The organism is Thauera sp. DNT-1, from assembly GCF_055393985.1.
The window spans coordinates 1,031,429-1,057,802 of record NZ_AP043752.1 but is presented as its reverse complement, the minus strand read 5'-3'; the positions used below and the strand labels follow the sequence as shown (position 1 = coordinate 1,057,802).

The window sequence follows — 26,374 nt, the reverse complement described above, 5'->3', positions numbered from 1 at the left end:
ACCTGCCAGAATCCGCGCTTTCATCGAAGCTTCCGCGTGCCCGTGCGCCGGTTCTCCTGCCCTCTCCGGACCCCCGGCCGCCCCGGCCCGATCCGCCCTGCGCACCCGCGCAGGGCGGGTGCGTCGTTACGTTCCGCGGCTGCGCTGTTGATCGCCTGCCTGGCACTCGCGGCCTGCGGCCCGGTGTGGAACGACCCCTATCCGGTGGCCGAGCGCGGGGAACACATCCTGTACACCGCCTTCACCGAGCGCCCCAAGCATCTCGATCCGGTGCAGTCCTACAGCGAGGACGAGGCGAGCTTCCTGTACCAGATCGTCGAGCCGCCGCTGCAGTACCACTACCTGAAGCGCCCCTATGTGCTCGAGCCCGCCACCGCCGAGGCCATGCCGAGCCTGCGCCGGCTCGACGCTGGCGGCCGCGAGCTGCCCGCGAACGCCGACCCGGCCAAGGTGGTGCGTACCGTGGTCGAGGTGCGTATCCGCCCGGGCATCCTGTACCAGCCCCACCCGGCCTTCGCCCTCGATGAGGATGGCAGCCCGCGCTATCTCGGCCTTGGCGAGGCCGACCTGCGCGCAGTGCGGGGTCTCGGCGACTTCGCCGCGACCGGCACGCGCGAGCTCGAGGCGCGCGACTACGTCTATCAGATCAAGCGTCTCGCCCATCCGCGCCTGCACTCGCCGATCTTCGAGCTCATGGCGGAGTATCTGCCCGGGCTCCAGGAGCTGCAGGCCGGGCTGGTTGCGGCAACCAAGGAAGGCGGGGCGAGCGGTGCCGCGGCGAAGGACGATCCGCCCGGCTGGCTGGATCTCGACCGCTTCGCGCTGCCCGGCGTGGAGGTGGTGGACCGCCACACCTTGCGCATCACCCTGCAGGGCGCCTATCCGCAGTTCCTGTATTGGCTTTCGATGCCCTTCTTCAGCCCGGTGCCGCGCGAGGTGGACCGCTTCTTCGCCCAGCCCGGCATGGCCGAGCGCAACCTGACGCTGGACTGGTGGCCGGTGGGCACCGGGCCGTACATGCTGGTCGAGAACAACCCCAACGCGCGCATGGTGCTTGCGCGCAATCCGAACTACCGCGGCGACGCCTATCCCTGCGCGGGCGAGTCCGGCGATGCCGAGGCCGGGTTGCTCGGCGACTGCGGCAAGCCCATGCCATTCATCGACAAGGTGGTGTTCTCGCGCGAGCGCGAGGGCATCCCATACTGGAACAAGTTCCTGCAAGGCTATTACGACGCCTCGGGCGTGTCTTCGGACAACTTCGACCAGGCCGTCAGTCTCACCAGCCAGGGCGAGGTGACGCTCTCGGACGACATGCGCGACAAGGGCATCCGCCTGCTCACCTCGGTGTCGCCGTCGATCTTCTACCTCGGCTTCAACATGCTCGACCCGCTCGTGGGCGGCGGCGCCTCGAAGGCGGAGAAGGAGCGCGCGCGCAAGCTGCGCCAGGCGATCTCGATCGCGCTCGACATGGAGGAGTTCGTGTCGATCTTCCTCAACGGCCGCGGCCTGCCCGGCATGAGCCCCTTGCCGCCGGGCATCTTCGGCGCGCGCGCGGGACGGGCGGGGATGAACCCGGTGGTGTACGAGTGGCAGGGCAGCGAGGCGGACGGCCGTCCCGTGCGCCGTGGGGTCGACGAGGCGCGCCGCCTGCTCGCCGAGGCCGGCTGGCCAAATGGACGCGATGCGCAGACCGGCGAGCCGCTGGTGATCCACCTCGACACCACGCCCGGCGGGCTGGGCGACAAGGCGCGCTCCGACTGGCTGGCGAAGAAGTTCCGCGCGCTGGGCGTGCAGTTCGTCGTGCGGCCGACCGACTTCAATCGCTTCCAGGACAAGATCCGCCAGGGTAACGCACAGCTCTTCTTCTTCGGCTGGAACGCAGACTACCCCGATCCGGAGAACCTGCTCTTCCTGCTCCACGGCCCGCAGGGCAAGGTGAAGTTCAACGGCCAGAACGCGGCCAACTACGAGAACCCGGAATACGATGGGCTGTTCGAGCGCATGAAGGCCATGCCCGACGGCCCCGCGCGCCAGCAGATCATCGACCGCATGGTGGCGATGCTGCAGCACGACGCGCCGTGGATCTTCGCCTTCCACCCGATGTCGTATTCGCTGCAGCATGGCTGGGTGCTCAACCGCAAGACCGGGGCCATGGTGCGCAACACCATGAAGTACCAGCGCATCGACCTCGAGCGCCGTGCCGCTGCGCGCACGGAGTGGAACGCGCCGGTGACCTGGCCGCTGCTGCTGGTGGCGGCGCTGCTCGCCGCGCTGGTGGCGCCGGCGGCGATCCACTGGCGCCGGCGCGAGACCGCGACCGCGGCGCCGGGCGCGGCCGGGTCCGGCGCGCGAGGAGGGCGCTGATGCCGGCCTACCTGCTGCGCCGCCTGCTCTACGCGGTGCCGATCCTGATCGGGGTGAACCTGCTCACCTTCGTGCTCTTCTTCGTGGTGAACTCGCCCGACGACATGGCGCGCATGCACATCGGCGTCAAGCGCGCCACGCCCGAGGCCATCGAGCGCTGGAAGGTCGAGCGCGGCTACGACAAGCCGATGTTCATCAACGACGCCGCGAGCGGCAGCGCGCGCTTCACCGAGACCCTCTTCTTCGACAAGTCGCTGCGCATGTTCGCGCTCGAGTTCGGCCGCGCCGACGACGGCCGCGACATCGGCCAGGAGATCCGCGAGCGCATGGGGCCCTCGCTGGCGATCGCGCTGCCGACCTTCGTGCTCAGCCTCGTGGTGTCGATCAGCTTCGCGCTGCTGCTGGTGTTCTTCCGCGCCACCTGGCTGGATTTCTGGGGCGTGGTGCTGTGCGTGGCGATGATGTCGATCTCCAGCCTGTTCTACATCATCGGCGGCCAGTGGCTGGTGTCCAAGCTGTGGGCATTGGTGCCGATCTCGGGCTACGCGCCCGGGCTGGATGCAGCGCGCTTCCTGGTCCTGCCGGTGCTGATCAGCGTGGTGGCCGGCATCGGCTCTTCGGCGCGGTGGTACCGCACGATCTTCCTCGAGGAGATCTCGAAGGACTACGTGCGCACCGCGCGCGCGAAGGGGCTGTCGGAGCTCGCGGTGCTGTTCCGCCATGTGCTGCGCAATGCGCTGATCCCGATCCTGACCGGGGTGGTGGTGGTGATCCCGCTGCTCTTCATGGGCAGCCTGCTGGTGGAGTCCTTTTTCGCGATTCCCGGCCTGGGCAGCTACACGATCGACGCGATCAACGCGCAGGACTTCGCGGTGGTGCGGGCGATGGTGTTCATCGGCTCGGTGCTGTACATCGTCGGCTTGATCCTCACCGACCTGTCCTACACCCTGGCCGATCCGCGGGTGAGGCTGCAATGAGCGCATCGAGCGTGATCTTGGGCTTCCAGCCGGTGCTGCTGTGGACCGACGCGTTGCTCTTCCTGCTCGTCGCGCTGGCGCTGCTGGCGGGCATGCGCGCGCGTGCGCAGGCGCCGCTGCGCGCGGCCTGGCGCAAGGTGGGGAGGCGACCGACCGGGATGGCGGCGGCCACCGTGTTGCTGGCCTTCCTCGTCGTGGGCCTGGTCGACAGCCTGCACTACCGGCCGCTGCTGCCGGCGCTGGAGCGCGTGGCGGGGGCGGATGGGGGCGGGCCGGCAAGCGGAGCAGCACCGGCGGCTCCGGTCGTTTCCACCGAGGTGCTGTCGGCGCTCGACGCCCTGCTCGCGCCGCTGCGCCTGCGCACCGAGAAGACCTATTCCGCGCCCTTCGCGTGGACGCTGTACCAGCGCGAGACGATGGAGACCGCCGACGGCGGCCAGGTGCGCGACTATCCGCGTCTCGCCCACGGCGCGGCCCACCTCGGCGCCGACCCGGGCCCGGCGCGGGCGGGCGACCTCGCGCTGCGGCTGGCGAAGGCGCTCGCGCAGGCGGCGCTCGCGTGGCTGCTCGCCTTCGTCGTGCTCGCCAGCCTGGTATGGCGCGGCAGCGGGCTGCGCTGGGGCGAGGTGGCCGCGGCCTTGCTGGCCGGACACACCGTGCTGGCCTGGCGCGCGGCGCTGGTGACGCTGGCGGTGCTGCTCGCGGTGGTGGGGGTGTGCGTGGAGCTGGCGCCGCTCTACCACGTGCTCGGCACCGACAAGGTCGGGCAGGACGTGCTCTACCTGGCGCTCAAGAGCGTGCGCACGGCGCTGGTGATCGGCACCCTGACGACGCTGGTGATGATGCCCTTCGCGGTCGCGCTCGGCATCGCCGCGGGTTACCTTGGCGGCTGGGTGGACGATGCCGTGCAGTACGTATACACCGTGCTCAACGCGATCCCCGGAGTGCTGTTGATCGCCGCCGCGGTGCTGATGATGCAGGTCGTCATCGACACGAATCCGCACTGGTTCGACACCGCAGCCGAGCGCTCGGATGCGCGCCTGCTGGCACTGTGCTTCATCCTCGGCATCACCAGCTGGACGGGGCTGGCGCGCCTGTTGCGCGGCGAGACGCTCAAGCTGCGCGAGCTCGAGTACGTGCAGGCGGCGCGCGCCTTCGGGGTGCGCACCCCGGCGATCCTGCGCCGCCACATCCTGCCCAACCTGATGCATATCGTGCTGATCGCGCTGGTGATGGACTTCTCCGGGCTGGTGCTGGCCGAGGCGGTGCTGTCCTACGTCGGCATCGGCGTCGACCCGTCGACGATCAGCTTCGGCACCATGATCAACATGGCGCGTGCCGAACTCGCGCGCGAGCCGATGGTCTGGTGGTCGTTGGCGGCGGCCTTCGTGTTCATGTTCGTGCTCGTGCTCGCCGCCAACCTGTTCGCCGACGTGGTGCGTGACGCCTTCGACCCGCGCCGCGCCTGAGCGCGCCCTGGCCCGCACCCGCCGGGCCGACCATGACGAGGATGTCCCGATGAGAGCGCTTCGCTTCGACAACCGCTTCGTGCGCGAACTGCCCGCCGATCCCGAAGCGGATAACCACGTCCGTCCGGTCCATGGCGCCTGCTACTCGCGCGTGATGCCGACGCCGGTGCGGGCGCCGCGCCTGCTGGCGTGGTCGCGCGAGGTGGCGCACATCCTGGGCCTGGAGGAGGCCGACGTGCGCAGCGCCGAGTTCGCCCGCGTCTTCGGCGGGAACGGCCTGCTGCCCGGCATGGAGCCCTACGCCGCCTGCTACGGCGGCCACCAGTTCGGCAACTGGGCGGGGCAGCTCGGTGACGGGCGCGCGATCACGCTCGGCGAGTCGATCAATGCGCGTGGCGAACGCTGGGAGCTGCAGCTCAAGGGCGCCGGGCCGACGCCGTATTCGCGTTTCGCCGACGGCCGCGCGGTGCTGCGCTCCTCGCTGCGCGAGTTCCTGTGCAGCGAGGCGATGCACCACCTGGGCGTACCGACCACGCGCGCGTTGAGCCTGGTGGGAACCGGCGAGACCGTGGTGCGCGACATGCTCTACGACGGCAATCCCCGACCCGAGCCGGGCGCGGTGGTGTGCCGGGTGGCGCCGTCCTTCATCCGCTTCGGCAACTTCGAGATCTTCGCCTCGCGCGGCGAGGAGGCGCTGCTCGAGCGCCTGATCGACTTCACCATCGCGCGCGATTTCCCCGAACTCGCCGCCGAGCCCGATGCGGCGGCGCGGCGCATCCGTTGGTTCGACGAGGTCTGCCGGCGCACCGCGGTGCTGGTCGCGCACTGGATGCGGGTGGGCTTCGTGCATGGGGTCATGAACACAGACAACATGTCCATCCTCGGCCTCACCATCGATTACGGCCCCTACGGCTGGGTCGACGACTTCGACCCCGACTGGACGCCCAATACCACCGACGCCGGCGGGCGCCGCTACCGCTTCGGCAACCAGCCGTTCATCGCGCATTGGAACCTGTGGCAGCTCGCCAACGCGATCTATCCGGTGGTGCGCGAGGTCGAGCCGCTGGAGCGCGCGCTCGCCGCGTACGCGGACGTCCATGATTCGAGCTATCGCGACATGATGCGCGCCAAGCTCGGCCTCGCCGAATGGCGTGGTGGCGAGGAGGGCGACGACGGCCTGCTCGAGCGCCTGCACCGCCTGCTCGCGGCAGGCGAGGTGGACATGAGCCTGTTCTTCCGCCGCCTCGCCGACGTCGATCCGGCGGCGCCCACGCTGGAGCCGCTCGCCGAGGCCTTCTACGACCCCACGCGCCGCGCCGCGGTGGAGGCGGAGCTGCTCGCCTGGTTGCGAGCGCATGGCGCGCGCGTGCTCGGCGACGGTCGGCTGGCCGCGGCGCGACGGGCGGAGATGAACCGCGTCAATCCGCTCTACGTGCCGCGCAACTACCTGGCCCAGCAGGCGATCGACGCCGCGGAGGGTGGGGACATGAGCGAGCTCGAGGCCCTGCTCGAGGTGCTGCGCCGACCCTACGACGAGCAGCCCGGGCGCGAGCGCTTCGCGGCGCGCCGGCCGGACTGGGCGCGCGATCGCCCCGGCTGCTCCATGCTCTCCTGCAGTTCCTGAACGTGCAGGCGACATCGCGCGTGGTCGTCGCCGGGCGTGCCTGCGCCATCCGGGTTCGCCGCTTCCCGAGGGCCCCTTGAGGCGAGGGTAGTCCTTTCGGCGTAGCGCTCCGTCGATCGGCCAATGGTCAGCGGCCGTGCCAGGGTCTAGGATGGAACTGGAGGAGGAACCGTCGCGACCCATGCCGGCGGATAAAACAGACCTGTGTCCACCATCGTCCTGACTCATGCGGAGGAGTCGCGCGTGCGTCCTGCGCTCGCGCGCAAGGCCGCTTCGCCTCGCGAGGCCTTGGCGCGCATGCCGATCCTGCTCGGCAGCGGGCCCGAGGTGCTCGACGAGCTTGCGCGCGGCGCGGAGTTCGTCCGCCTGTCCTCGTCGGCCACGGTGTTCGAGCGCGGCTCCCACCCCAGCGGCCTGTTCTTCGTCTGCAACGGCGCGGTCCGCCTGATGGTCAGCGGGCCCGAGGGCAAGGACAAGGTGGTCGAGCTCTTCGAGCCGGGCGGCATGTTCGGCGAGATCGGCGTGTTCACCGGCGAGCGCTATCGAACGTGGACGCAGGCGGTCGGCGCGGTCGTGCTGGTGCATGTTCCGCGCGAGCGCGTGCTGGCCGCGGTGGCGATGGACAATTCGCTCTCCAACCGCATGCTGGTCGCGGTGTGCGCGCGCATCCAGCGCCTGATCGACGCGATCGGCAGCACCGTCGGCGGCCCGGCGGCGGTGCGCGTGGCGAGCTATCTGCTCGAACAGCTCGAGCGCGGTGCGCGCAGCGATGGTTGCATCGTCCTGGCCGCGCCCAAGAAGACCATCGCCTCCTTGCTCAACCTCACGCCCGAGACGCTCTCGCGGGTGTTGCGCAGCCTGGTCGAGGAGGGCGTGCTCACCGTGAGCGGCCGTCGCATCCGCGTGCGCAACCGTGCGCAGCTCGCCCGCCTGCTGACGCACGACGAGGCGGTCCTACCCCTCTGAGCTCGTCCGGGCTAGGCACTAAGGACTAGTCCGCCGTCGTGCCGGCAGTGCCGATCCCGTGCTTTTGGCGAATGGTGCGGGGCGCCGCCCGAGCCTATCCTCACCCCGGAAAATTCGTGACCGTCGGACCTTTCCGGAGCGCAGTGGGAAATGGCTACTCGCAAGTTTCAGCAGATGTCCGTGCTCATCATGAGCACCACCGCATTCACCGTCTGTTTTGCCGTGTGGATGCTGTTCGCGGTGATCGGTATCCCGATCAAGGAGGTTCTCGCCCTCAACGAGACCCAGTTCGGCCTGCTGGCGGCTACCCCGGTGCTGACCGGATCGCTGATCCGTCTGCCCCTCGGCATGCTCACCGACAAGTTCGGCGGCCGCATCGTCTTCTTCGTGCTGATGCTGTGCACCGTGCTGCCGATCTGGCTGATCGGCCATGCGACCGAATACTGGCAGTTCCTCGTCGCCGGCCTCTTTGTCGGCTTCGCGGGCGGCTCCTTCTCGGTCGGCATCGCCTACTGCGCGCGCTGGTTCGAACGCCAGAACCAGGGCTTCGCGATGGGGGTGTTCGGTGCCGGCAACTCGGGCGCCGCGGTCACCAAGTTCGTCGCGCCCACGCTGGTGGTCATGTTCGGCTGGCAGATGGTGCCGCAGGTCTATGCGGCGGCGATGCTGATCACCGCGGTCGCGTTCTGGTTCTTCACCTACGACGACCCCGAGCACCGGGTGCACTCCTCGGTGACCTTCCGCGACCAGCTGCGCGTGCTCAAGGATCCGCGCGTGTGGAAGTACTGCCAGTACTACTCGATCGTGTTCGGCGGCTACGTCGGCCTGTCGCTGTGGCTCACCAAGTACTACGTCAACGAGTTCGGCATGGGCATCCAGGCGGCGGCGCTGCTCGCTGCCTGCTTCTCCCTGCCCGGCGGCGTGCTGCGCGCGGTGGGCGGCTGGCTGTCCGACCGCTACGGCGCGCACAAGGTCACCTGGTGGGTGATGTGGGCGTCGTGGATCTGCCTGTTCCTGCTCTCCTATCCGAACACCGACTTCACCGTGCAGACCGTCGAGGGGCCGCGCACCTTCAGCATCCACCTCAACGTGTGGGTGTTTACGATCCTGCTCTTCATCGTCGGCATCGCCTTCGCCTTCGGCAAGGCCTCGGTGTTCAAGTACATCTCCAACGAGTTCCCCAAGGAGATCGGCGCGGTCTCCGGCATCGTCGGCCTGGTGGGCGGCATGGGCGGCTTCCTGTTGCCGATCATGTTCGGCGCCCTGGTCGACCTCACCGGCGTGCGCTCGAGCGCCTTCATGCTGCTCTACGGCGTGACCTGGGTTTCCCTGATCTGGATGTACCTGACGGAAGTCCGTCGTGTCGACATGTTCGACGGTCACGACACCGCGGTCGACTCGTCCAAGGCCTGATTCGCAAGACAACGAGGAGTGGGTTTCATGCAAGCAAGCAATGTCGCGGCGCCGAGCCCGGCGATCACCAGCAGCGTCGACCTCGTCGATTGGCGCCCCGAGGACGAGGCCTTCTGGAAGGAGAAGGGCTCGCGGATCGCCAACCGCAACCTGTGGATCTCCATCCCCAGCCTGCTGTGCGGCTTCGCCGTGTGGCTGATGTGGGGGATCATCACGGTGCAGATGGCCAACGCGGGCTTCCCCTTCGCCCCCGACCAGCTCTTCTCGCTCGCCGCGATCGCCGGCCTGTCGGGTGCCACCACGCGCATCCCGGCCTCCTTCTTCATCCGCATCTGCGGCGGTCGCAACACGGTGTGGCTGACCACCGCGCTGCTGATGATCCCCGCCGTGGGTACCGGCATCGCGCTGCAGAGTCTGGAGACGCCGCTGTGGGTGTTCCAGCTCATGGCGCTGCTGTCGGGCATGGGCGGCGGCAACTTCGCCTGCTCGATGGCCAATATCTCCACCTTCTTCCCCAAGCGCCTGCAGGGCACCGCGCTCGGCCTCAACGCCGGCCTGGGCAACTTCGGCGTGACCACCTCGCAGCTGCTGATTCCGGCAGTGATGACCATGGGGGTGTTCGGCGCACTCGGCGGCGACGCGATCCCGCTGGTCAAGGATTCCGCCACGCTGATCGGCAAGATCGCCGCCGGCACGCCGACCTACGTGCAGAACGCCGGCTTCGTCTGGCTGCTGCTGTTGGTGCCGCTCGCGGTGGTCGGCTGGTTCGGCATGAACAACCTCCTCACCGTGTCGCCCAACATCGGCTCCACGGGCGCGGCGCTCGGCAAGATCATCCTGTTCTACGGCATCGCCCTGGTGGTTTCGGCGATCGGTCTCTACCTCTACCTGCCGAGCGGCCTCGGCGTGCTCGCGGGCGGCGGGATGTGGATCATGCTGCCGCTGGTCATCCTCGGCACGCTGTACGGCATGAAGTTCGCCGCCAGCGGCGAGATGAAGACCAATCTCGACAAGCAGTTCGCGATCTTCCGCAACAAGCACACCTGGTCGATGACCGCGCTCTACGTGGTGACCTTCGGCTCCTTCATCGGTTTCTCGATGGCGCTGCCGCTGTCGATCACGGTGATCTTCGGCAACACCCACGTGCTCGATCCGGCCACCCAGGCCTGGGTGCATGCGAAGAACCCGAACGCGCCCTCCGCGCTGATGTTCGCCTGGATCGGCCCCTTCGTCGGCGCGTTGATCCGACCGGTGGGCGGCTGGATCTCGGACAAGCTGGGCGGCTCGATCGTGACCCAGTGGATCTCGATCGTGCTCGTGATCGCCTCCGCGGTGACCGGCTACGTGATGTTCCTCGCCTACCACTCGGCGACGCCGGAACAGTACTTCTTCATGTTCATGGCGCTGTTCGTGCTGCTCTTCGCGGCCTCCGGCATCGGCAACGGCTCGACCTTCCGTACCGTGGGCTTCGTGTTCGACAAGGACGAGCGCGGCCCCGTGCTGGGCTGGACCTCTGCGGTGGCGGCCTACGGCTCCTTCATCGCTCCGGTGGTGATCGGCGGCCAGATCAAGGCCGGCACGCCCGAGTACGCGATGTACGGCTTTGCAGTGTTCTACGCCCTGTGCGTGGTCCTCAACTGGTGGTTCTACCTGCGCAAGGACGCGTACATCCAGAACCCCTGATTCCCGCCCGACCGACGGATTCCCTTTTTCAACCAGACTTTTACCGATCGCGCTTGACGAACGAAGCGACGACTTGAGAGGAGCAAACCATGAGTCATTTTCTCGATCGCCTGAGGTTTTTCGACAAGGTCAAGGAGACCTTCTCGAACGGACACGGTATCGTCACCAATGAAGACCGCAACTGGGAGGATGCCTACCGCAACCGCTGGCGCCACGACAAGGTGGTGCGCTCCACCCACGGTGTGAACTGCACCGGCGGCTGTTCCTGGAAGATCTTCGTCAAGAACGGCCTGGTGTCGTTCGAGATGCAGCAGACCGACTACCCGCGCACCCGCGAGGACCTGCCCAACCACGAGCCGCGCGGCTGCCAGCGTGGTGCCTCGTTCTCGTGGTACCTGTACTCGCCGCACCGCATCAAGTACCCGATGATCCGCGGCCGCCTGCTCGACCTGTACCGCGCCGAGCGCAAGGCCGGACGCGACCCGGTCGAGGCCTGGGAGGCGATCCAGAAGGATCCCGCCAAGCGCGAGAAGTACGTGCACGTGCGCGGCCTGGGTGGCTTCGTGCGCACCAGCTGGGACGAGGTCACCGAGATCGTCGCCGCAGCCAACGTCTACACGATCAAGAAGTGGGGCCCGGACCGCATCTACGGTTTCTCGCCGATTCCCGCGATGTCGATGATCTCGTACGCCGCCGGCGCGCGTTACCTGTCGCTGATCGGTGGTGCCTGCGGCTCGTTCTACGACTGGTACTGCGACCTGCCGGCCGCGTCGCCGCAGACCTGGGGCGAGCAGACCGACGTGCCCGAGGCCGCCGACTGGTACAACTCGACCTATCTGATCATCACCGGCGCCAACCTGCCGATGACCCGCACCCCGGACGCCCACTTCGCCACCGAAGTGCGCTACAAGGGCACCAAGATCGTGTCGATGGCGCCGGACTACGCCGAGTACGTCAAGTTCGCCGACCTGTGGATGCCCGTCAAGCAGGGCACCGACGCCGCCGCCTTCCTGGCCATGGGCCACGTCGCGCTGAAGGAATTCCTCGTCGAGAAGCAGGACCCGTACTTCACCGAGTACGCGCGCAAGTACACCGACCTGCCGATGCAGGTCGTGCTGCGCAAGCACGGCGAGGGCTATGTTTCGGATCGCAACCTGCGCGCTTCCGACTTCGACAACAACCTCGGCGAGTCCAACAACCCCGAGTGGAAGACCATCGTCTTCGACAAGAAGAGCGGCCGCTTCATCGCGCCCAACGGCTCGATCGGCTTCCGCTGGGGCGAGGACGGCAAGTGGAACCTGCTCGAGAAGGCCGGCGCCGACCAGGCCGAGACCGAAGCGGAGCTCACCTGCATCGGCAGCCAGGACGAGGTCGTCTCGGTGGGCTTCCCGCACTTCGTGCCGGGTGAACCCGAGCTGCTGTACCGCAACGTGCCGGCGCGTCGCCTCAAGCTCGCCAGCGGCGAAGAAGCCTTCGTGACCTCGGTGTTCGACATGCAGGTCGCGCAGTACGGCATCGACCGCGGCCTGGGTGGCGCCAACGTGGCCTCGTCCTACGACGACGCCAATGTCGCCTACACCCCGGCCTGGGCTGCCAAGCAGACCGGCGTGAAGGCCGCCGACCTCGAGCGTACCGGCCGCGAGTTCGCCGAGAACGCCTCGAAGACGAAGGGCAAGTCCATGGTGATCATGGGCGCTGCGATCAACCACTGGTACCACAACGACCTCGCCTACCGCTCGATCATGAACCTGCTGCACATGTGCGGCTGCGTGGGTCAGACCGGTGGTGGCTGGGCGCACTACGTGGGCCAGGAAAAGCTGCGTCCGCAAGCGGGCTGGGCGCCGATCGCGTTCGCGCTCGACTGGCAGCGTCCGCCGCGCCACATGAACTCGACCTCGTTCTGGTACTTCCACACCGACCAGTGGCGCTACGAGACGGTGGATGCCGACTCGCTGCTGTCGCCCGCCGGTCCCTGCCGCAACAAGGGTTCCTCGCTCGCCGACTACAACGTCAAGGCGGTGCGCATGGGCTGGCTGCCGTCCGCCCCGCACTTCAACCGCAACCCGATCGAACTCGCCGAAGAAGCCGCGCGTGCGGGTGCGACCGACGAGGCGAGCGTGTCGAAATACGTGGTCGAACAGCTCAAGTCGGGCGCGCTCGACGTGTCCTTCGCCGACCCGGATGCCGAGGAAAACTGGCCGCGCAACCTGATCGTGTGGCGCGCCAACCTGATCGGCTCGTCGGCCAAGGGCCACGAGTACTTCCTCAAGCACCTGCTGGGCGCGCAGAACGGCGTGATGCAGGAAGGCGGCGCGGGCAACAACTGCAAGGAAGTGAAGTGGCGCGAGCATGGCCCGACCGGCAAGCTCGACCTGATGGTGGACATCAACTTCCGCCTCAACTCGACCGGCGCATACTCCGACATCATCCTGCCGACGGCGACCTGGTACGAGAAGAACGACCTCAACACCACCGACATGCACCCCTTCATCCACCCGCTGGGTGAGGCGGTGACTCCGGGCTGGGAGTCGAAGTCCGACTGGCAGATCTTCCGCACCCTGGCGAAGACCTTCACCGCGCTCGGCGCCAAGCACCTCGGCACCCGCAAGGACGTGGTCTCGCTGCCGATGCAGCACGACTCGCCGATGGAACTCGCGACTCCGATGGGCGTGGGCAAGGACTGGAAGCACGGCGAGTGCGATCCGATCCCGGGCAAGACCATGCCGATGCTCAAGCTCGTCGAGCGCGACTACGCTCAGATCTACAATAAGTACATCGCGCTCGGCCCGCTGATGGTGAAGTTGGGCAACAACGTCAAGGGCATCGACTGGGATACCACCCAGGAGTACGAAGAGCTCAAGAAGTGCAACTACCCGGTGCAGGTCGAAGGTGTTTCGAAGGGCATGCCGTCGCTCGAGGAAGACATCTACGTCTGCGACTCGGTCATGCGCATGGCGCCCGAGACCAACGGCGAAGTGGCGCACAAGTCGTGGAGCGCGCTGTCGAAGAAGACCGGCATCGATCACCACCACCTGTACGCCGGCCGTCACGAGGACAAGATCACCTTCCGCGACATCGTCGCCCAGCCGCGCAAGATCATCACCGCGCCCACCTGGTCCGGCATCGAGTCGGAGACCGTGTCCTACACCGCGGGCTACACCAACATCCACGAGCACATTCCGTTCCGTACCCTGACCGGTCGTGCGCACTTCTACCAGGACCACGAGTGGTTCCTCGACTTCGGTGAAGGCTTCTGCGCCTACAAGCCGCCGGTCGACCTCAAGGCCCACGAGAAGGTGCCCGACAGCGTGCGCAACAAGCCGCACCTGACCCTGTCGTGGATCACCCCGCACTCGAAGTGGGGCATCCACTCCAGCTACCAGGACAACCTGCGCATGCTCAACCTGTTCCGCGGCGGCCCGTACGTCTGGCTGTCCGAGGAAGAGGCCGCGACCATCGGCATCCGCGACAACGACTGGGTCGAGGCGATCAACGCCAACGGCGCCACGGTGGCCCGTGCGGTGGTGTCGCAGCGCATCCCGCGTGGCATGGCGATCATGTATCACGCCCAGGAAAAGAACGTGAACGTGCCCGGCTCGAACACGACCGGCAAGCGTGGCGGCATCCTGAACTCGGTCACCCGCGTCATCGTCAAGCCCACCAACATGGTCGGCGGCTATGCGCAACTGGCTTACAGCTTCAACTACTACGGCACCGTCGGTTGCCAGCGTGACGAAGTCGTGGTGATCCACAAGATCGAGGACCAGGACATCGACTGGCTGGAGCGTCCGCTCACGCCCGAACGCGAAGCCCAACGCAACCCCGTGGGCATCGGCAAGAAGTAAGCGCCGACTCGAGACCAGAGATTCAGGAGAAACAAATGAAAATCCGCGCGCAATTCGCGATGGTGTTCAACCTCGACAAGTGCATCGGTTGCCACACCTGCTCGGTGACCTGCAAGAACGTGTGGACCAACCGCAAGGGCGTCGAGTACGCCTGGTTCAACAACGTCGAGTCCAAGCCGGGCATCGGTTACCCGAAGGAATGGGAGAACCAGGACAAGTGGAAGGGTGGCTGGACCAAGCTCAACGGCAAGCTCGAGCTCAAGGCCGGCGGCCGCCTGAAGAAGATCGTGCAGATCTTCTCCAACCCGAACCTGCCCGAGATCGACGACTACTACGAGCCCTTCACCTACGACTACGCCCGTCTGCAGAACGCGCCGCTGTCCGAGGCCGCGCCGACCGCGCGTCCGGTGTCGCAGATCACCGGCGAGAAGATGGACAAGATCACCTGGGGCCCGAACTGGGAAGACGACCTCGCCGGCGAGTTCGCCTCCCGTGCTCGTGACAAGAACTTCTCCAACATGGAGAAGGAAATGTACAAGCAGTTCGAAAACACCTTCCACATGTACCTGCCGCGCATCTGCAACCACTGCATCAACCCGGCTTGCGTGGCCTCGTGCCCGTCCGGCGCGCTCTACAAGCGCGAGGAAGACGGCATCGTGCTCGCCGACCAGGACCGCTGCCGCGGCTGGCGGATGTGCATCTCGGGCTGCCCGTACAAGAAGGTGTTCTTCAACTGGGAGTCGTCCAAGGCCGAGAAGTGCGTGGGCTGCTACCCGCGCGTCGAGAACGGCATGCCGACCGTCTGTTCGGAGTCCTGCGTCGGCCGCATCCGCTACAACGGCATCATCCTGTACGACGCCGACAAGATCTCGGCCGCGGCCAGCGCCGACAACGTCCAGGACCTGTACCAGGAGCACCTGGACATGTTCGTCGATCCCTTCGACCCGGCCGTGATCGAGCAGGCCAAGAAGGACGGCATCACCGACGACTGGATCCTCGCCGCGCAGAAGTCGCCGATCTACAAGATGGCCGTGCAGTGGAAGATCGCCTTCCCGCTGCACCCCGAGTACCGCACGCTGCCGATGATCTGGTACGTGCCGCCGCTCTCGCCGGTGCAGTCGCAGATCGACCAGAAGGCGCTGCCGACCGAGGCCGACGGCGTTATCCCGAAGGCCTCCGCGATGCGCCTGCCGGTCAAGTACCTGGCCAACCTGATGACCGCGGGCAAGGAGCAGCCGATCATCGACGCGCTCAACCGCATGATCGCGATGCGCTCCTACCAGCGCTCGGTGCACGTCGAGGGCACGCCCGACACGCGCGCGCTGGAGGCGGTGGGCATGACCGAGGACATGGCCAAGGAGATGTATCGCTACCTGGCGATCGCGAACTACGAAGACCGCTTCGTGATTCCGACCTCCAAGGAAGAGATGCGCCTCGAGGACTACCACGGCTTCCAGGGTCAGGCGGGCTTCAGCTTCGGCAGCGCGTCGTCGGTCGGCATCTCGCCGAACTCGCTGTTCCCCGAGCGCCGCAAGGAGTCGATGGAGCCGCGCAAGCCGGTCCCGCACGCCGACGAGCTGCACGACGTCACCGGCGAACGCTACTGAGGAGACTGAACCATGCAGACCTACAAGCTGCTTGCCATGCTGCTCGACTACCCGGGCAGCGAGATCGTCGGCGACCTGCGCGCCGCGGTCTCGGAGCAGGGCGGTGCGCGGGGTCTGGTGCGCTCGGTGGACACCGACCAGGTGTTCACCGAGGCTGAGCACGGGAGCATCGCCGGTTTCATCGACTGGATGCTCGCTCAGGACCAGACCGAGCTCGAAGGCCGTTTCGTCAAGACCTTCGACCTCACCCCGGAGCACAGCCTGCACCTGACCCACCATGTGTTCGGCGACGACAAGAACCGCGGTCCGGCGCTGATCGACCTGTCGGAGTTCTACAAGTCCTACGGACTGCAGCACGACGAGCACGAGATCCCGGACTACCTGCCGATGATGATGGAGTTCGTGTCGCAACTCGGGGAGACCGAGGCGCGCGTGTTCCTGACTGACGCGGTGAAGGTGTTCAACGTGCTCGCGACCAACCTGGAAAAGGCGGAGAGCCCCTATGCGGCGCTCGTTCGCGTGATCGAAAACCACAGCTCGCTGGCCCGCGCGGCCGCCTGAGGAGAAGACGATGTCCCTGACCAACCTGTTTTTCGGGGTCTATCCCTACATTGCGCTGACCGTGTTCGTGATCGGCAGCTGGATCCGGTACGACAACGAGCAGTACACCTGGAAGACCGATTCGTCGCAGCTGCTGTCCAAGCAAGGCATGATGCTGGCGAGCAACCTGTTCCACGTCGGCGTCATCATGATCTTCTTCGGCCATTTCGCCGGTCTCGTGCTGCCGCACGGCCTGTGGCTTGGCCTGGGGATCTCCGACCTCGCCCACCAATGGATCGCGATCATCGCCGGCGTGATCTTCGGCATCATGTGCCTGGTCGGTGGTTCCATGCTGTGGTATCGCCGCATGTACAACCCGCGCGTGCGCATCAACAGCCGTCGCAGCGACGTGTTCATCATCACCTGGCTGATGGCCACGCTGATCCTCGGCCTGCTGACCGTGCCGTTCTCGATCGGTCACGCCGTCAAGGGTGATCCGGCCGTGATGCTGGCGCTGGCCGAGTGGGTCAAGAGCATCCTGCTGCTGAACCCGCAGCCCGAGCTGATGACGAAGGTCGATCCGATCTTCCGTGCCCACATCTTCTTCGGCATGACGGTGTTCCTGGTGTTCCCCTTCACCCGCCTGGTGCACATCCTGACCGCGCCGTTCAGCTACCTGACGCGCGCCTACCAGATCGTCCGGACCAAGCGCCGCCTGGCCTGAGGCTGAAGCGAGAGGCAGGGCTGGCAGCCATCGAGGCTGCCGGCCTTGCCTTTCGGTCCTTTTGCCCCTAGCTTGCGCGGATGCGCCAGAAAGCACCGATTCTCATGTTCATCCGCGGCTCGGGCCTGTCGGTCAAGATCACCGGCATGCTGCTCGGCTTTTTCCTCGTGGCACTTGCCGCGATCGCGCTGACGCTGTTCATCTCGTGGCGCCTGGAAGGCGCGGCGGCTGCGATCAACGATGCCGGCAGCCTGCGGATGCGCTTGTACCGCGTGGCGCATCACCTCGCTCGTGCGGATCTGCATACCAGCGACCGGCAGGGTTTCGCTGGCGACCTGAGGGCGAGGGTCGACGACTTCGACCGCATCCTCGGCGTGCTGCGCCGGGGAGATCCGTCCCGCCCCTTGTTCGTGCCGCGCGAAGCCGGTATCCAGCAGGTGCTCTCCGGGATGTCCGAAGAATGGAGCGTGCAGCTGCGCCCGATCCTGCTCGCGATCGCCGCGGACCCGGATCCGGCCAACCTGCATCGCAGGGGCCTGGAGTTCGACCGCGCCGCCCGCGACTACGTCGAGGACATCAACGATTTCGTGCTGCGCATGGAGCAGAGCTATGCGCGCAACACCAACATCCTGCGCACCTCGCAGGTGATCCTGGTTGCCCTCGCGGTGATCGGCACCATCCTGCTGCTGCGCTTCTTCTTCCTCACCGTGATCCGCCCCGTGTTCGAGCTCCACGAGGGCGTCAAGCGCATGGGGCAGGAGGATTTCGATGCCCGCGTGCCGGTGCTGTCGCAGGACGAGTTCGGCGAGCTCTCGGCCGGCTTCAACCGCATGGCAGCCCACTTGCAGAACGTCTATGACACGCTCGAGGAGCGTGTCGTCGCCAAGACCCGCAGCCTCGAAGAGAAGAACCGCGAGCTCGAGATCCTCTACGAGATCGTCGCCTTCCTGCGCGAACCCAACGACGTCGACACGCTGTGCAAGGGCTTCCTCGAGCGGGTGCAGAAGACGATGGGTGCGAGTGCGAGCTCCGCGCGCCTGCTCGATCTCGAATCGCGAAACCTGTGCATGATCGTCCACGACGGGCTGGGCGACGACTTCCTCGATCGCGAGGAAGTGCTGGCCTGCGGCGAATGCGTCTGCGGCGAGGCGGCCCGGGGCAGCGGGCTTTCGCTGACCCTGGATGTACGCAATGCCGCGCTCGCGGTGACGCGCGATGCCTGTCGGCGCGCCGGGTTCCGTACGGTGTCGGCCACCTCGATCACGGCCAGCAAGCGCGCGCTCGGCGTGTTCAACCTGTATTTCGACCAGTCGGATGCGATCGGCGACGCCGATCGCCAGCTGCTCGAGGCTCTCGGACAGCAGCTCGGCATCGCGATCGAGAACCAGCGCCTGCACGCGCGCGAGCGCGAACTCGCCGTCTCCGAAGAGCGCAACCTGCTCGCGCGCGAACTGCACGACTCGATCGCCCAGGGCCTGGCCTTCCTGAACCTGCAGGTGCAGATGCTGGAACGCGCGCTCGCCGAGAACCGCGCCGCGGACGTGAGTACGACCGTGGAGATGCTTCGTCGCGGTATCCAGGAGAGCTATGAGGATGTGCGCGAGTTGCTGGTGCACTTCCGCACCCGGGTCGAGCAGCAGGATCTCGATGCCGCCATCGCCGCAGCCCTGCGCCGGCTCGCAGAGCAGACCGGCATCGCCACCGACCTCGACGTGCAGGGCGACGGCGCACCGCTCGATCCCGAGGCCGAGACCCAGGTGCTCTACATCATCCAGGAAGCGCTCTCCAACGTGCGCAAGCACGCCGGTGCAAGCACCGTTTCCGTGGGTGTGCGGCGCGGTCGCGACGGGCTCGCGGTGACGGTGCGCGACGACGGCGTGGGCTTTGCGGAAGACCGTGACGCGTCCGACAGCGAGGCGCACATCGGCCTGCAGATCATGCGCGAGCGCGCCATGCGGATCGGTGGCCGCTTTGCGGTGCGCTCGTCGCCCGGGCGGGGCACCGAGATCCGACTGGAACTGCCGAGAACGAACGAGGTGCTGGCTTGATGGCTGAAGAGAAGATCCGTGTCCTTCTGGTCGACGACCACACGCTGTTCCGCAGCGGCATCCGTTCGCTGCTGCAGAGCTACGTCTGCTTCGAGGTGGTGGGCGAGGCCGGCGACGGGCGCGAGGGCATCCGCCTCGCCGGGCAGCTGCGACCCGACGTGGTGTTGCTCGACAACAACATGCCCGGGCTCTCCGGGCGCGAGGCCGCCCGCCTGCTGCTCGAGGAGGTGCCCGAGACGCGTGTGCTGATGTTGACGGTCTCGGAGGACGCCGACGACCTTATCGAGACGCTGCGCGCCGGGGCCTGCGGCTACCTGCTGAAGAACATCCAGGCCGAAACCCTGGTATCGGCGATCAAGACGGCCGCGCAGGGCGAATCGGTGGTTTCGCCCCAGATGATGGGCAAGCTGCTGAGCGGCGTGCGCAGCAGCGCCAGCCGAGCGGCGATGGGCGGTGCGATCGCGCCTGCGCCGGGAGCGCTGGCGAGGAGTGCCCCTGCTGCCGGTGCGGAGCCGGCCGAACTCGAGAAGCTGTCGCCGCGCGAACGCGAAATCCTGCGCTTCATCGCGCGCGGACAGAGCAACAAGGAGATCGCCCGTGCACTCGAGCTCGCCGAGAGCACGGTGAAGATCCACGTGCAGAACATGTTGCGCAAGCTCAACCTGAGCAGCCGGGTGCAGGCGGCGGTATTCGCGGTGGAGAACGGCTTGGGGCAGGGACCGGAGGGCTGAGCTCCGCCGGCGCGTTTGCAGCGGGCTTCCGAAGGCTTCAGCGCAATTGCGAGGCGAGGTCGCGGAACACACCGCCGAGCAGCTTGACCTCCTCGCGGTGGTGCAGTGCGATCGTTGCCGCGAGGCGCTCGCCTTCGGCGGTCAGGTGCACCTCGACCGCGCGCCGATCCTCGCGACCCGGGCGGCGCTCGACCAGTCCGAGTTTCTCGCAACGCGAAACCAGCGACACCACACCATGCTGGTGGGCCTGCAGGCGCTCGGCGAGCTCGCCGATGCAGGCCCATTCGCGTCCGGGATAGCCCTTGACCTGGAGCAGCAGCAGGTATTGGAGGTTGGTGATGCCGTGGCGCCGGGTGAGCAACTCGGAGAAGCGCAGGAAGCGCCGCAGCTGGTAGCGGAAGTCGGCGAGGGCCTCGAATTCGGACTTGTCGAGTGGAGTGTTCATCGTGCGCGGATTTTAGCTTCTTCCGCCCTCGCTTCGGCAGTCCGATCGAGAGATCGTCCTTGCAATCCGACGATTGCGGATTAATATCAAAGTGTGATGTAAAAAGAGCGATGGCCCACGCGCGCAGGTGGATCGTGGCGGCGGCCGGATTTCCACCCCGAAAGAGGAGACCGAATCATGGACGTCATGCAATTTCCCCGCATGGTGGTTTCGAGCCGCGATGGCTGGGACTTGGTCGCGCGCGAACGGCCACCGATGGACTGGCTGTTCCGTCGCCTGGTCCTGCCGATGTCGCTGCTGCCGCCGCTGATGATCCTGCTGGCATCGGGGGGCGTGGGCGCCCGGGTGTTTCCCGACGCGGGCTTCGGCAACTGGTTGATCGCGGCCGTGCTGTTCTTCGTCGCCGAACACTTCAGCGTGCCGATCATGGCGAACTCGATCCGCCAGGCCTCGATGGCCAAGGACGGCAGCAGCCGGCTCGAGGATGCCTACACGGTGGCGGCGATCGCGCCGGTGCCACTGTGGCTGTCCTCGCTCGCGGTGGTGTTCGGCAGCGCGTGGTTCGTGGTGCTCGTCGGCCTCGTCGCGCTCGGCGCCTCGGCCATGCTGATCCGCCACGGCGTCGACCGCCTGCTCGGCATCGACGAGGACGTCGAGGCGAGCGAGGTGGCCATGCAGGTGACCAGCTTCGGCGTGCTGACCTGGCTGGTGCTGCTGGCGGTCGCGGGGGGGGCGGTGACGCTGCTGTGAGGGCGCTCAGGCCTTGACCCGCATGAGGCGCTGCTTCTCGCGCTCCCAGTCCTTCTTCTTCTCGTCCTCGCGCTTGTCGTGCAGCTTCTTGCCCTTGGCGAGCCCGATCTCGAGCTTCACGAGCCCATTCTTGTAGTGCAGGTCGAGCGGCACCAGCGTATAGCCGGCGCGCTCGACCTTGCCGATCAGGCGGGCGATCTCCTTCTTGTGCAGCAGCAGTTTGCGCGTGCGCGTCGGGTCGTGGCGCACATGGCTGGAGGCGGTGCTGAGCGGGGTGATGTGCATGCCGAAAACAAAGATCTCCTCGGCGCGGATCACCACGTAGGATTCCTTGATGTTCGAGCGACCGGCGCGGATCGCCTTGACCTCCCAGCCTTCGAGGACGATGCCGGCTTCGTGCTTCTCCTCGATGAAGTAGTCGTGAAGGGCCTTGCGGTTTTCGATGATGCTCATGGTTCGGCGTCCCGTGGCGGCGCGGCCCTGAGCCGGCGCGTCCGTATGCGGTAGAATCGCGGATTTTAACAGTTCGGCCGCACCTCCGTTCCGTCATGGTGGTGGCGCCGACCAACTTGCCCATGGCCGAAGTCAACAAGCTCGTCCTGATCGAATTCACCCCGGCGCAGATGTTCGAGCTCGTCGACCGCTGCGAGGAATACCCGCTGTTTCTGCCCTGGTGCGGCGGCGTCGATCTGATCGGGCGCACCGAGACGATCACCGCGGCTACGCTGCACATCAATTACCATGGCATCAAGGCGCATTTCAGCACCGAGAACGCCAAGCGCTACCCGCAGGAGATGAAGCTGCGCCTGACCGACGGCCCCTTCACCCATCTCGACGGACACTGGCGCTTCACCGCGCTCGGCGAGACCGCGTGCAAGGTCGAGTTCCAGCTGCGCTACCAGTTCGCGAGCAAGCTGCTGGAGAAGGTGCTCGGGCCGGTGTTCAACCATATCGCGAACACTTTCGTCGATTCCTTCGTCAAGCGTGCCGGCCAGGTCTATCGGGCCGGGCAGGGGAGTGCTGCATGAGCGGGATGATCAACGTGGAAGTGGTGTACGCGCTGCCGCAGCGCCAGGAGCTGGTGCACGTGCGGCTGGCGGAAGGAGCCTCGGTGCGCGATGCGCTGGAGGCTTCCGGCCTGTTGCAGAAGCATCCGGAGATCCAGCCCGACCGTGCGAACAAGCTGGGGATCTATGCAAGGCTGGTCAAGCTCGACACCGAGGTGCGCGACCGCGACCGGGTGGAGATCTATCGTCCGCTGATCGCCGACCCGAAGGCGGTGCGAAAGAAGCGTGCCGACGAGGGCAAGGTCATGAAAAAGGGGGGTGGGCCCGCCGAAGCGGCCGAGTGATGGATCGGCGCGACCCTGTGCAGCGGACCCTGTGCAGCGGAATTTCCGCTCGCGCGACGTTGGGCTTGCGAGCCTGCTGGCGTCGACCTGCGGGTCGGATCTATCTGCAATGATCTGCGATCTTGCGCTCCAGAGCCTCGGCCTGCTCCGCGCGCGCACGATCGTCGAGGAACTCGCGTTCCCCCTTGACGTTGAAGCGGACCATGCGCTGGCCGCCACGCAAGGCGGCGAGTTCATGCTGCGCGTCCGTGCAGAAACGTTCCGTCTCGCCTCTCGATTCAGCTTCCCGAGCGGCCTTCGCCTCGGCCTCCGCCGCGGCGGCGCGGCGTTCCCGGAAAGCCTGTTCGCGCTCGGCGAGCGAACTCGGGGAGGTGGGAGTGGCAGCAGGCGGCATGTCCGCCGACGGCGCGGTCTCTCCAGCCTTGCGCGCGGCGGCACCCGGTCGTGCTCCGCGGATCACCGTGGCCTCGACGCCTGCGGGAGGCATGTCGCCGTAGTGGATGCGCCCGTCCTTGTCCTTCCAGCTGTAGACCTGCGCGGCCGCGGGAAGGGCGGTCAGCAACAGGGCGAGGATCGCGACCGGGGCGAACGGATGGGTCATCGGCACAATTCTCCGCGGCGAGCCGCTTACGTGGTGCAGGAGCGCTCTGTATAATACGGATTTGGTCGAAAGGAAAAAAGCCATGCGAGTGATCCAGAAGGCGCTGACCTTCGATGACGTCCTTCTCGTTCCCGCCCACTCCACGGTCCTCCCTCGCGACGTGAGCCTGCAGAGCCAGGTCACGCGCCGCATCCGCCTCAACGTCCCGCTTGTCTCGGCCGCCATGGACACGGTGACCGAGAGCCGTCTCGCGATCGCGCTCGCGCAGGAAGGCGGGATCGGCGTGGTGCACAAGAACCTCACCCCGGCCCAGCAGGCCGCCGAGGTGCTCAAGGTCAAGCGCCACGAGTCGGGCATACTCAAGGATCCGATCACCATCCCGCCCACGATGACGGTGGGCGAGGTCATCGCACTGCAACGCCAGAACCGCTTCTCCGGCGTGCCGGTGGTCGAAGGCGGCAAGGTGGTCGGCATCGTCACCAACCGCGATACCCGCTTCGAGACCAAGCTCGACCAGCTCGTCTCCGAAATCATGACCCCGCAGGACCGCCTTGTCACCGTGCGCGAAGGCGCCAGCCTCGAAGAGGCGCGCGAGCTGCTGCGTGTGCACCGCCTCGAGCGCGTGCTGGTGCTCAACGATGCCGGCGAGCTGTGCGGTCTCATCACCGTCAAGGACATGATGAAGTCCACCGAGCACCCGCTCGCTGCCAAGGACGAGCATGGTCGCTTGCGCGTGGCCGCTGCGATCGGCGTGGGGGCTGGCACGGAGGAACGCGCGGAGCGCCTCGCCGACGCGGGCGTGGACATGATCGTGGTCGACACCGCCCACGGTCACTCGCAGGGCGTGCTCGACCGCGTCGGCTGGGTCAAGAAGCACTTTCCGCACATCGAGGTGGTGGGCGGCAATATCGCCACCGCCGACGCCGCGCGTGCGCTGGTCGATGCCGGTGCCGACGGTGTCAAGGTCGGCATCGGTCCGGGCTCGATCTGCACCACCCGCATCGTCGCCGGCGTGGGCGTGCCGCAGATCAGCGCGATCGACAACGTCGCCAACGCGCTGCTGGGCACGGGCGTGCCGATGATCGCCGACGGCGGCATCCGCTTCTCGGGCGACATCGCCAAGGCGATCGCCGCGGGCGCCGACGTGGTCATGCTCGGTGGACTGTTTGCCGGCACCGAGGAGGCGCCAGGCGAGACTGTGCTGTTCCAGGGCCGTTCCTACAAGTCGTACCGCGGCATGGGCTCGCTCGGCGCGATGGAGAAGGGCGCGGCCGACCGCTACTTCCAGGAAGAGAACACCGGCAACATCGACAAGTTGGTGCCCGAGGGCATCGAGGGTCGCGTGCCCTACAAGGGCTCGGTCACGGCGGTGATCCATCAGCTCGTCGGCGGCCTGCGCGCCTCGATGGGCTACCTCGGCTGCGCCGACATCCCGACCATGCATGCGCGCGCGGAGTTCGTGCAGATCAGCTCGGCCGGCATGCGCGAATCGCATGTGCACGACGTGCAGATCACCAAGGAAGCGCCCAACTACCAGATCAGCTGAGCGCGCTCCTTCGAGACATCCGGGCGGCTGCGAGGCCGCCCTTCCTTTTTCGACGTTCGAGATTCCCGCCCCATGGCCCACCAGAAGATCCTCATCCTCGATTTCGGCTCCCAGGTCTCCCAGCTCATCGCGCGCCGCGTGCGCGAGCAGCAGGTGTACTGCGAGCTGCATCCCTTCGACGTCTCGGACGAGTTCGTGCGCAACTTCGGCGCGCAGGGCGTGATCCTCTCCGGCGGGCCCAACTCGGTTTACGAGGCCGAGGACTGGCGCGCACCGCAGGCGGTGTTCGAGCTTGGCGTGCCGGTGCTGGGCATCTGTTACGGCATGCAGACGATGGCCAGCCAGCTCGGCGGCAAGGTCGAGAGCTCGGCCAAGCGCGAGTTCGGCTATGCGGAGATGCGCGCGCGCGGGCACTCGAAGCTGTTCGCCGGCATCGAGGACCGCAGCAACGCCGAAGGCCACGGCCTGCTCGACGTGTGGATGAGCCACGGCGACAAGGTCACCGCGCTGCCCCCGGGCTTCAAGATCATCGGCAGCAACGAATCGACTCCGATCGCGGCGATGGCCGACGAGGCGCGCGGCTTCTACGGCGTGCAGTTCCACCCCGAGGTCACGCACACGATCAAGGGCAAGGAGATGATCGGGCGCTTCGTGCACGACATCTGCGGCTGCGGCCACGACTGGAACATGCCCGATTACATCGAGGAAGCGGTGCAGAAGATCCGCGAGCAGGTGGGTGACGAGGAGGTCATCCTCGGCCTGTCGGGCGGCGTGGACTCCTCGGTGGCGGCGGCGCTGATCCACCGCGCGATCGGCGACCAGCTCACCTGCGTGTTCGTCGACCACGGCCTGCTGCGCCTGAACGAAGGCAAGCTGGTCATGGAGATGTTCGCCGGGCGGCTCCACGCCAAGGTCGTGCATGTCGATGCGACCGAGCAGTTCATGGGACACCTGAAGGGCGTCACCGACCCCGAGCAGAAGCGCAAGATCATCGGCCGCGAGTTCGTCGAGGTCTTCCAGGCCGAAGCCAGGAAATTGCCGAACGCCAGGTGGCTGGCCCAGGGCACCATCTATCCTGACGTGATCGAGTCCGGCGGCGCAAAGAGCAAGAAGGCCCACACCATCAAGAGCCATCACAACGTCGGCGGCCTGCCCGAGACGCTCGGCCTGAAGCTGCTCGAGCCGCTGCGCGACCTCTTCAAGGACGAGGTGCGCGAGCTCGGCGTGGCCCTCGGCCTGCCGCACGACATGGTCTATCGCCACCCCTTCCCGGGCCCGGGTCTGGGCGTGCGCATCCTCGGCGAGGTCCGCCAGGACTTCGCCGACCTGCTGCGCCGTGCCGACGCGATCTTCATCGACGAGCTGCGCGCCGCCGACTGGTACGACAAGACGAGCCAGGCCTTCGCGGTCTTCCTGCCGGTGAAGAGCGTGGGCGTGATGGGCGACGGCCGTACCTACGAGTACGTGGTGGCACTGCGCGCGGTGCAGACGCAGGACTTCATGACCGCGCACTGGGCGGAGCTGCCGCACAGCCTGCTCGGCAAGGTCAGCAACCGCATCATCAACGAGGTGCGCGGCATCAACCGGGTGGTCTACGACATCTCGGGCAAGCCGCCGGCGACAATCGAGTGGGAGTGAGCTGAGGGGCGCGTTCTGGAAGCGGCTTCCAGGGCAATGGCGCTAACATGCG

The 26,374-nt window shown here is 66.8% G+C and carries 21 protein-coding genes; 18 read left to right on the top strand and 3 right to left on the bottom strand.

Translation table 11 applies throughout. The features are described 5' to 3' along the window. The first annotated feature begins 150 nt into the window (after positions 1-150). The 13 genes from ACZ5PP_RS04980 to ACZ5PP_RS04920 all read left to right on the top strand — a co-directional run bounded on the left by ACZ5PP_RS04980 (position 151) and on the right by ACZ5PP_RS04920 (position 19,991). Positions 151-2,364 (top strand): ABC transporter substrate-binding protein, encoded by a 2,214-nt coding sequence (locus ACZ5PP_RS04980; RefSeq protein WP_441351343.1) that lies wholly within the window; start codon positions 151-153, stop codon positions 2,362-2,364. Then, positions 2,364-3,341 (top strand): ABC transporter permease, encoded by a 978-nt coding sequence (locus ACZ5PP_RS04975; protein WP_273421673.1) that lies wholly within the window; start codon positions 2,364-2,366, stop codon positions 3,339-3,341. The genes ACZ5PP_RS04980 and ACZ5PP_RS04975 overlap by 1 nt, the downstream gene beginning before the upstream one ends. Beyond that, positions 3,338-4,810: an ABC transporter permease gene (locus ACZ5PP_RS04970; RefSeq protein WP_464826819.1), complete on the top strand. Its 1,473-nt coding sequence runs from the start codon at positions 3,338-3,340 to the stop codon at positions 4,808-4,810. The genes ACZ5PP_RS04975 and ACZ5PP_RS04970 overlap by 4 nt, the downstream gene beginning before the upstream one ends. Before the next feature lie 49 nt (positions 4,811-4,859). Continuing rightward, positions 4,860-6,434 (top strand): protein adenylyltransferase SelO, encoded by a 1,575-nt coding sequence (locus ACZ5PP_RS04965; RefSeq protein ID WP_464826818.1) that lies wholly within the window; start codon positions 4,860-4,862, stop codon positions 6,432-6,434. Positions 6,435-6,638: 204 nt separating this feature from the next. Then, positions 6,639-7,400 (top strand): Crp/Fnr family transcriptional regulator, encoded by a 762-nt coding sequence (locus ACZ5PP_RS04960; protein WP_004301703.1) that lies wholly within the window; start codon positions 6,639-6,641, stop codon positions 7,398-7,400. 150 nt (positions 7,401-7,550) lie between these two features. After that, complete coding sequence (locus tag ACZ5PP_RS04955; RefSeq protein ID WP_004301705.1) at positions 7,551-8,813, top strand: MFS transporter; 1,263 nt, start codon at positions 7,551-7,553, stop codon at positions 8,811-8,813. A gap of 27 nt (positions 8,814-8,840) precedes the next feature. Further along, complete coding sequence (locus tag ACZ5PP_RS04950; protein WP_043746043.1) at positions 8,841-10,496, top strand: MFS transporter; 1,656 nt, start codon at positions 8,841-8,843, stop codon at positions 10,494-10,496. A gap of 89 nt (positions 10,497-10,585) precedes the next feature. After that, entirely contained in the window at positions 10,586-14,341 is a 3,756-nt protein-coding gene (locus ACZ5PP_RS04945; protein WP_012585584.1) for a nitrate reductase subunit alpha, read from the top strand. Positions 14,342-14,376: 35 nt separating this feature from the next. Next, the gene (gene narH, locus ACZ5PP_RS04940; protein ID WP_004301710.1) at positions 14,377-15,948 is read left to right on the top strand and encodes a nitrate reductase subunit beta; all 1,572 of its coding nucleotides are present in this window, start codon (positions 14,377-14,379) and stop codon (positions 15,946-15,948) included. A gap of 12 nt (positions 15,949-15,960) precedes the next feature. Next, positions 15,961-16,509 carry a nitrate reductase molybdenum cofactor assembly chaperone gene (gene narJ / locus ACZ5PP_RS04935; RefSeq protein ID WP_004301712.1) on the top strand — a complete coding sequence of 183 codons (549 nt, stop codon included), beginning with the start codon at positions 15,961-15,963 and terminating at the stop codon, positions 16,507-16,509. Between the two features lie 10 nt (positions 16,510-16,519). After that, positions 16,520-17,212: a respiratory nitrate reductase subunit gamma gene (narI, locus tag ACZ5PP_RS04930; protein WP_004301714.1), complete on the top strand. Its 693-nt coding sequence runs from the start codon at positions 16,520-16,522 to the stop codon at positions 17,210-17,212. A gap of 104 nt (positions 17,213-17,316) precedes the next feature. Next, positions 17,317-19,260, top strand: coding sequence for a type IV pili methyl-accepting chemotaxis transducer N-terminal domain-containing protein (locus tag ACZ5PP_RS04925; RefSeq protein ID WP_464826817.1), 1,944 nt, complete (start codon positions 17,317-17,319; stop codon positions 19,258-19,260). Continuing rightward, positions 19,260-19,991 (top strand): response regulator, encoded by a 732-nt coding sequence (locus ACZ5PP_RS04920; protein ID WP_004301718.1) that lies wholly within the window; start codon positions 19,260-19,262, stop codon positions 19,989-19,991. Before ACZ5PP_RS04925 ends, ACZ5PP_RS04920 begins: the two co-directional genes overlap by 1 nt. 37 nt (positions 19,992-20,028) lie before the next feature. Here ACZ5PP_RS04920 and ACZ5PP_RS04915 read toward each other — a convergent pair whose 3' ends face one another. Continuing rightward, positions 20,029-20,436 (bottom strand): MarR family winged helix-turn-helix transcriptional regulator, encoded by a 408-nt coding sequence (locus ACZ5PP_RS04915; RefSeq protein WP_004301720.1) that lies wholly within the window; start codon positions 20,434-20,436, stop codon positions 20,029-20,031. 177 nt (positions 20,437-20,613) lie between these two features. Between ACZ5PP_RS04915 and ACZ5PP_RS04910 the strand changes: the two genes are divergently transcribed. Then, the gene (locus tag ACZ5PP_RS04910) at positions 20,614-21,186 is read left to right on the top strand and encodes a Yip1 family protein (protein WP_004301722.1); all 573 of its coding nucleotides are present in this window, start codon (positions 20,614-20,616) and stop codon (positions 21,184-21,186) included. Positions 21,187-21,192: 6 nt separating this feature from the next. On the opposite strand, the gene smpB is transcribed toward ACZ5PP_RS04910, so the two are convergent. After that, positions 21,193-21,639, bottom strand: a complete 447-nt coding sequence (gene smpB / locus ACZ5PP_RS04905; protein ID WP_004301724.1) for an SsrA-binding protein SmpB — start codon at positions 21,637-21,639, stop codon at positions 21,193-21,195. A 122-nt stretch (positions 21,640-21,761) separates the two neighbouring features. Here smpB and ACZ5PP_RS04900 point away from each other — a divergent pair, with 122 nt between their 5' ends. Further along, the gene (locus ACZ5PP_RS04900) at positions 21,762-22,214 is read left to right on the top strand and encodes a type II toxin-antitoxin system RatA family toxin (protein ID WP_012585582.1); all 453 of its coding nucleotides are present in this window, start codon (positions 21,762-21,764) and stop codon (positions 22,212-22,214) included. After that, positions 22,211-22,537: an RnfH family protein gene (locus ACZ5PP_RS04895; protein WP_012585581.1), complete on the top strand. Its 327-nt coding sequence runs from the start codon at positions 22,211-22,213 to the stop codon at positions 22,535-22,537. The genes ACZ5PP_RS04900 and ACZ5PP_RS04895 overlap by 4 nt, the downstream gene beginning before the upstream one ends. A gap of 100 nt (positions 22,538-22,637) precedes the next feature. On the opposite strand, the gene ACZ5PP_RS04890 is transcribed toward ACZ5PP_RS04895, so the two are convergent. Further along, positions 22,638-23,138 (bottom strand): DUF4124 domain-containing protein, encoded by a 501-nt coding sequence (locus ACZ5PP_RS04890; RefSeq protein ID WP_004301730.1) that lies wholly within the window; start codon positions 23,136-23,138, stop codon positions 22,638-22,640. 82 nt (positions 23,139-23,220) lie between these two features. Here ACZ5PP_RS04890 and guaB point away from each other — a divergent pair, with 82 nt between their 5' ends. Further along, the gene (gene guaB, locus ACZ5PP_RS04885; protein ID WP_004301732.1) at positions 23,221-24,684 is read left to right on the top strand and encodes an IMP dehydrogenase; all 1,464 of its coding nucleotides are present in this window, start codon (positions 23,221-23,223) and stop codon (positions 24,682-24,684) included. 72 nt (positions 24,685-24,756) lie between these two features. Continuing rightward, the gene (gene guaA / locus ACZ5PP_RS04880) at positions 24,757-26,322 is read left to right on the top strand and encodes a glutamine-hydrolyzing GMP synthase (protein WP_276662374.1); all 1,566 of its coding nucleotides are present in this window, start codon (positions 24,757-24,759) and stop codon (positions 26,320-26,322) included. Positions 26,323-26,374 lie beyond the last annotated feature (52 nt).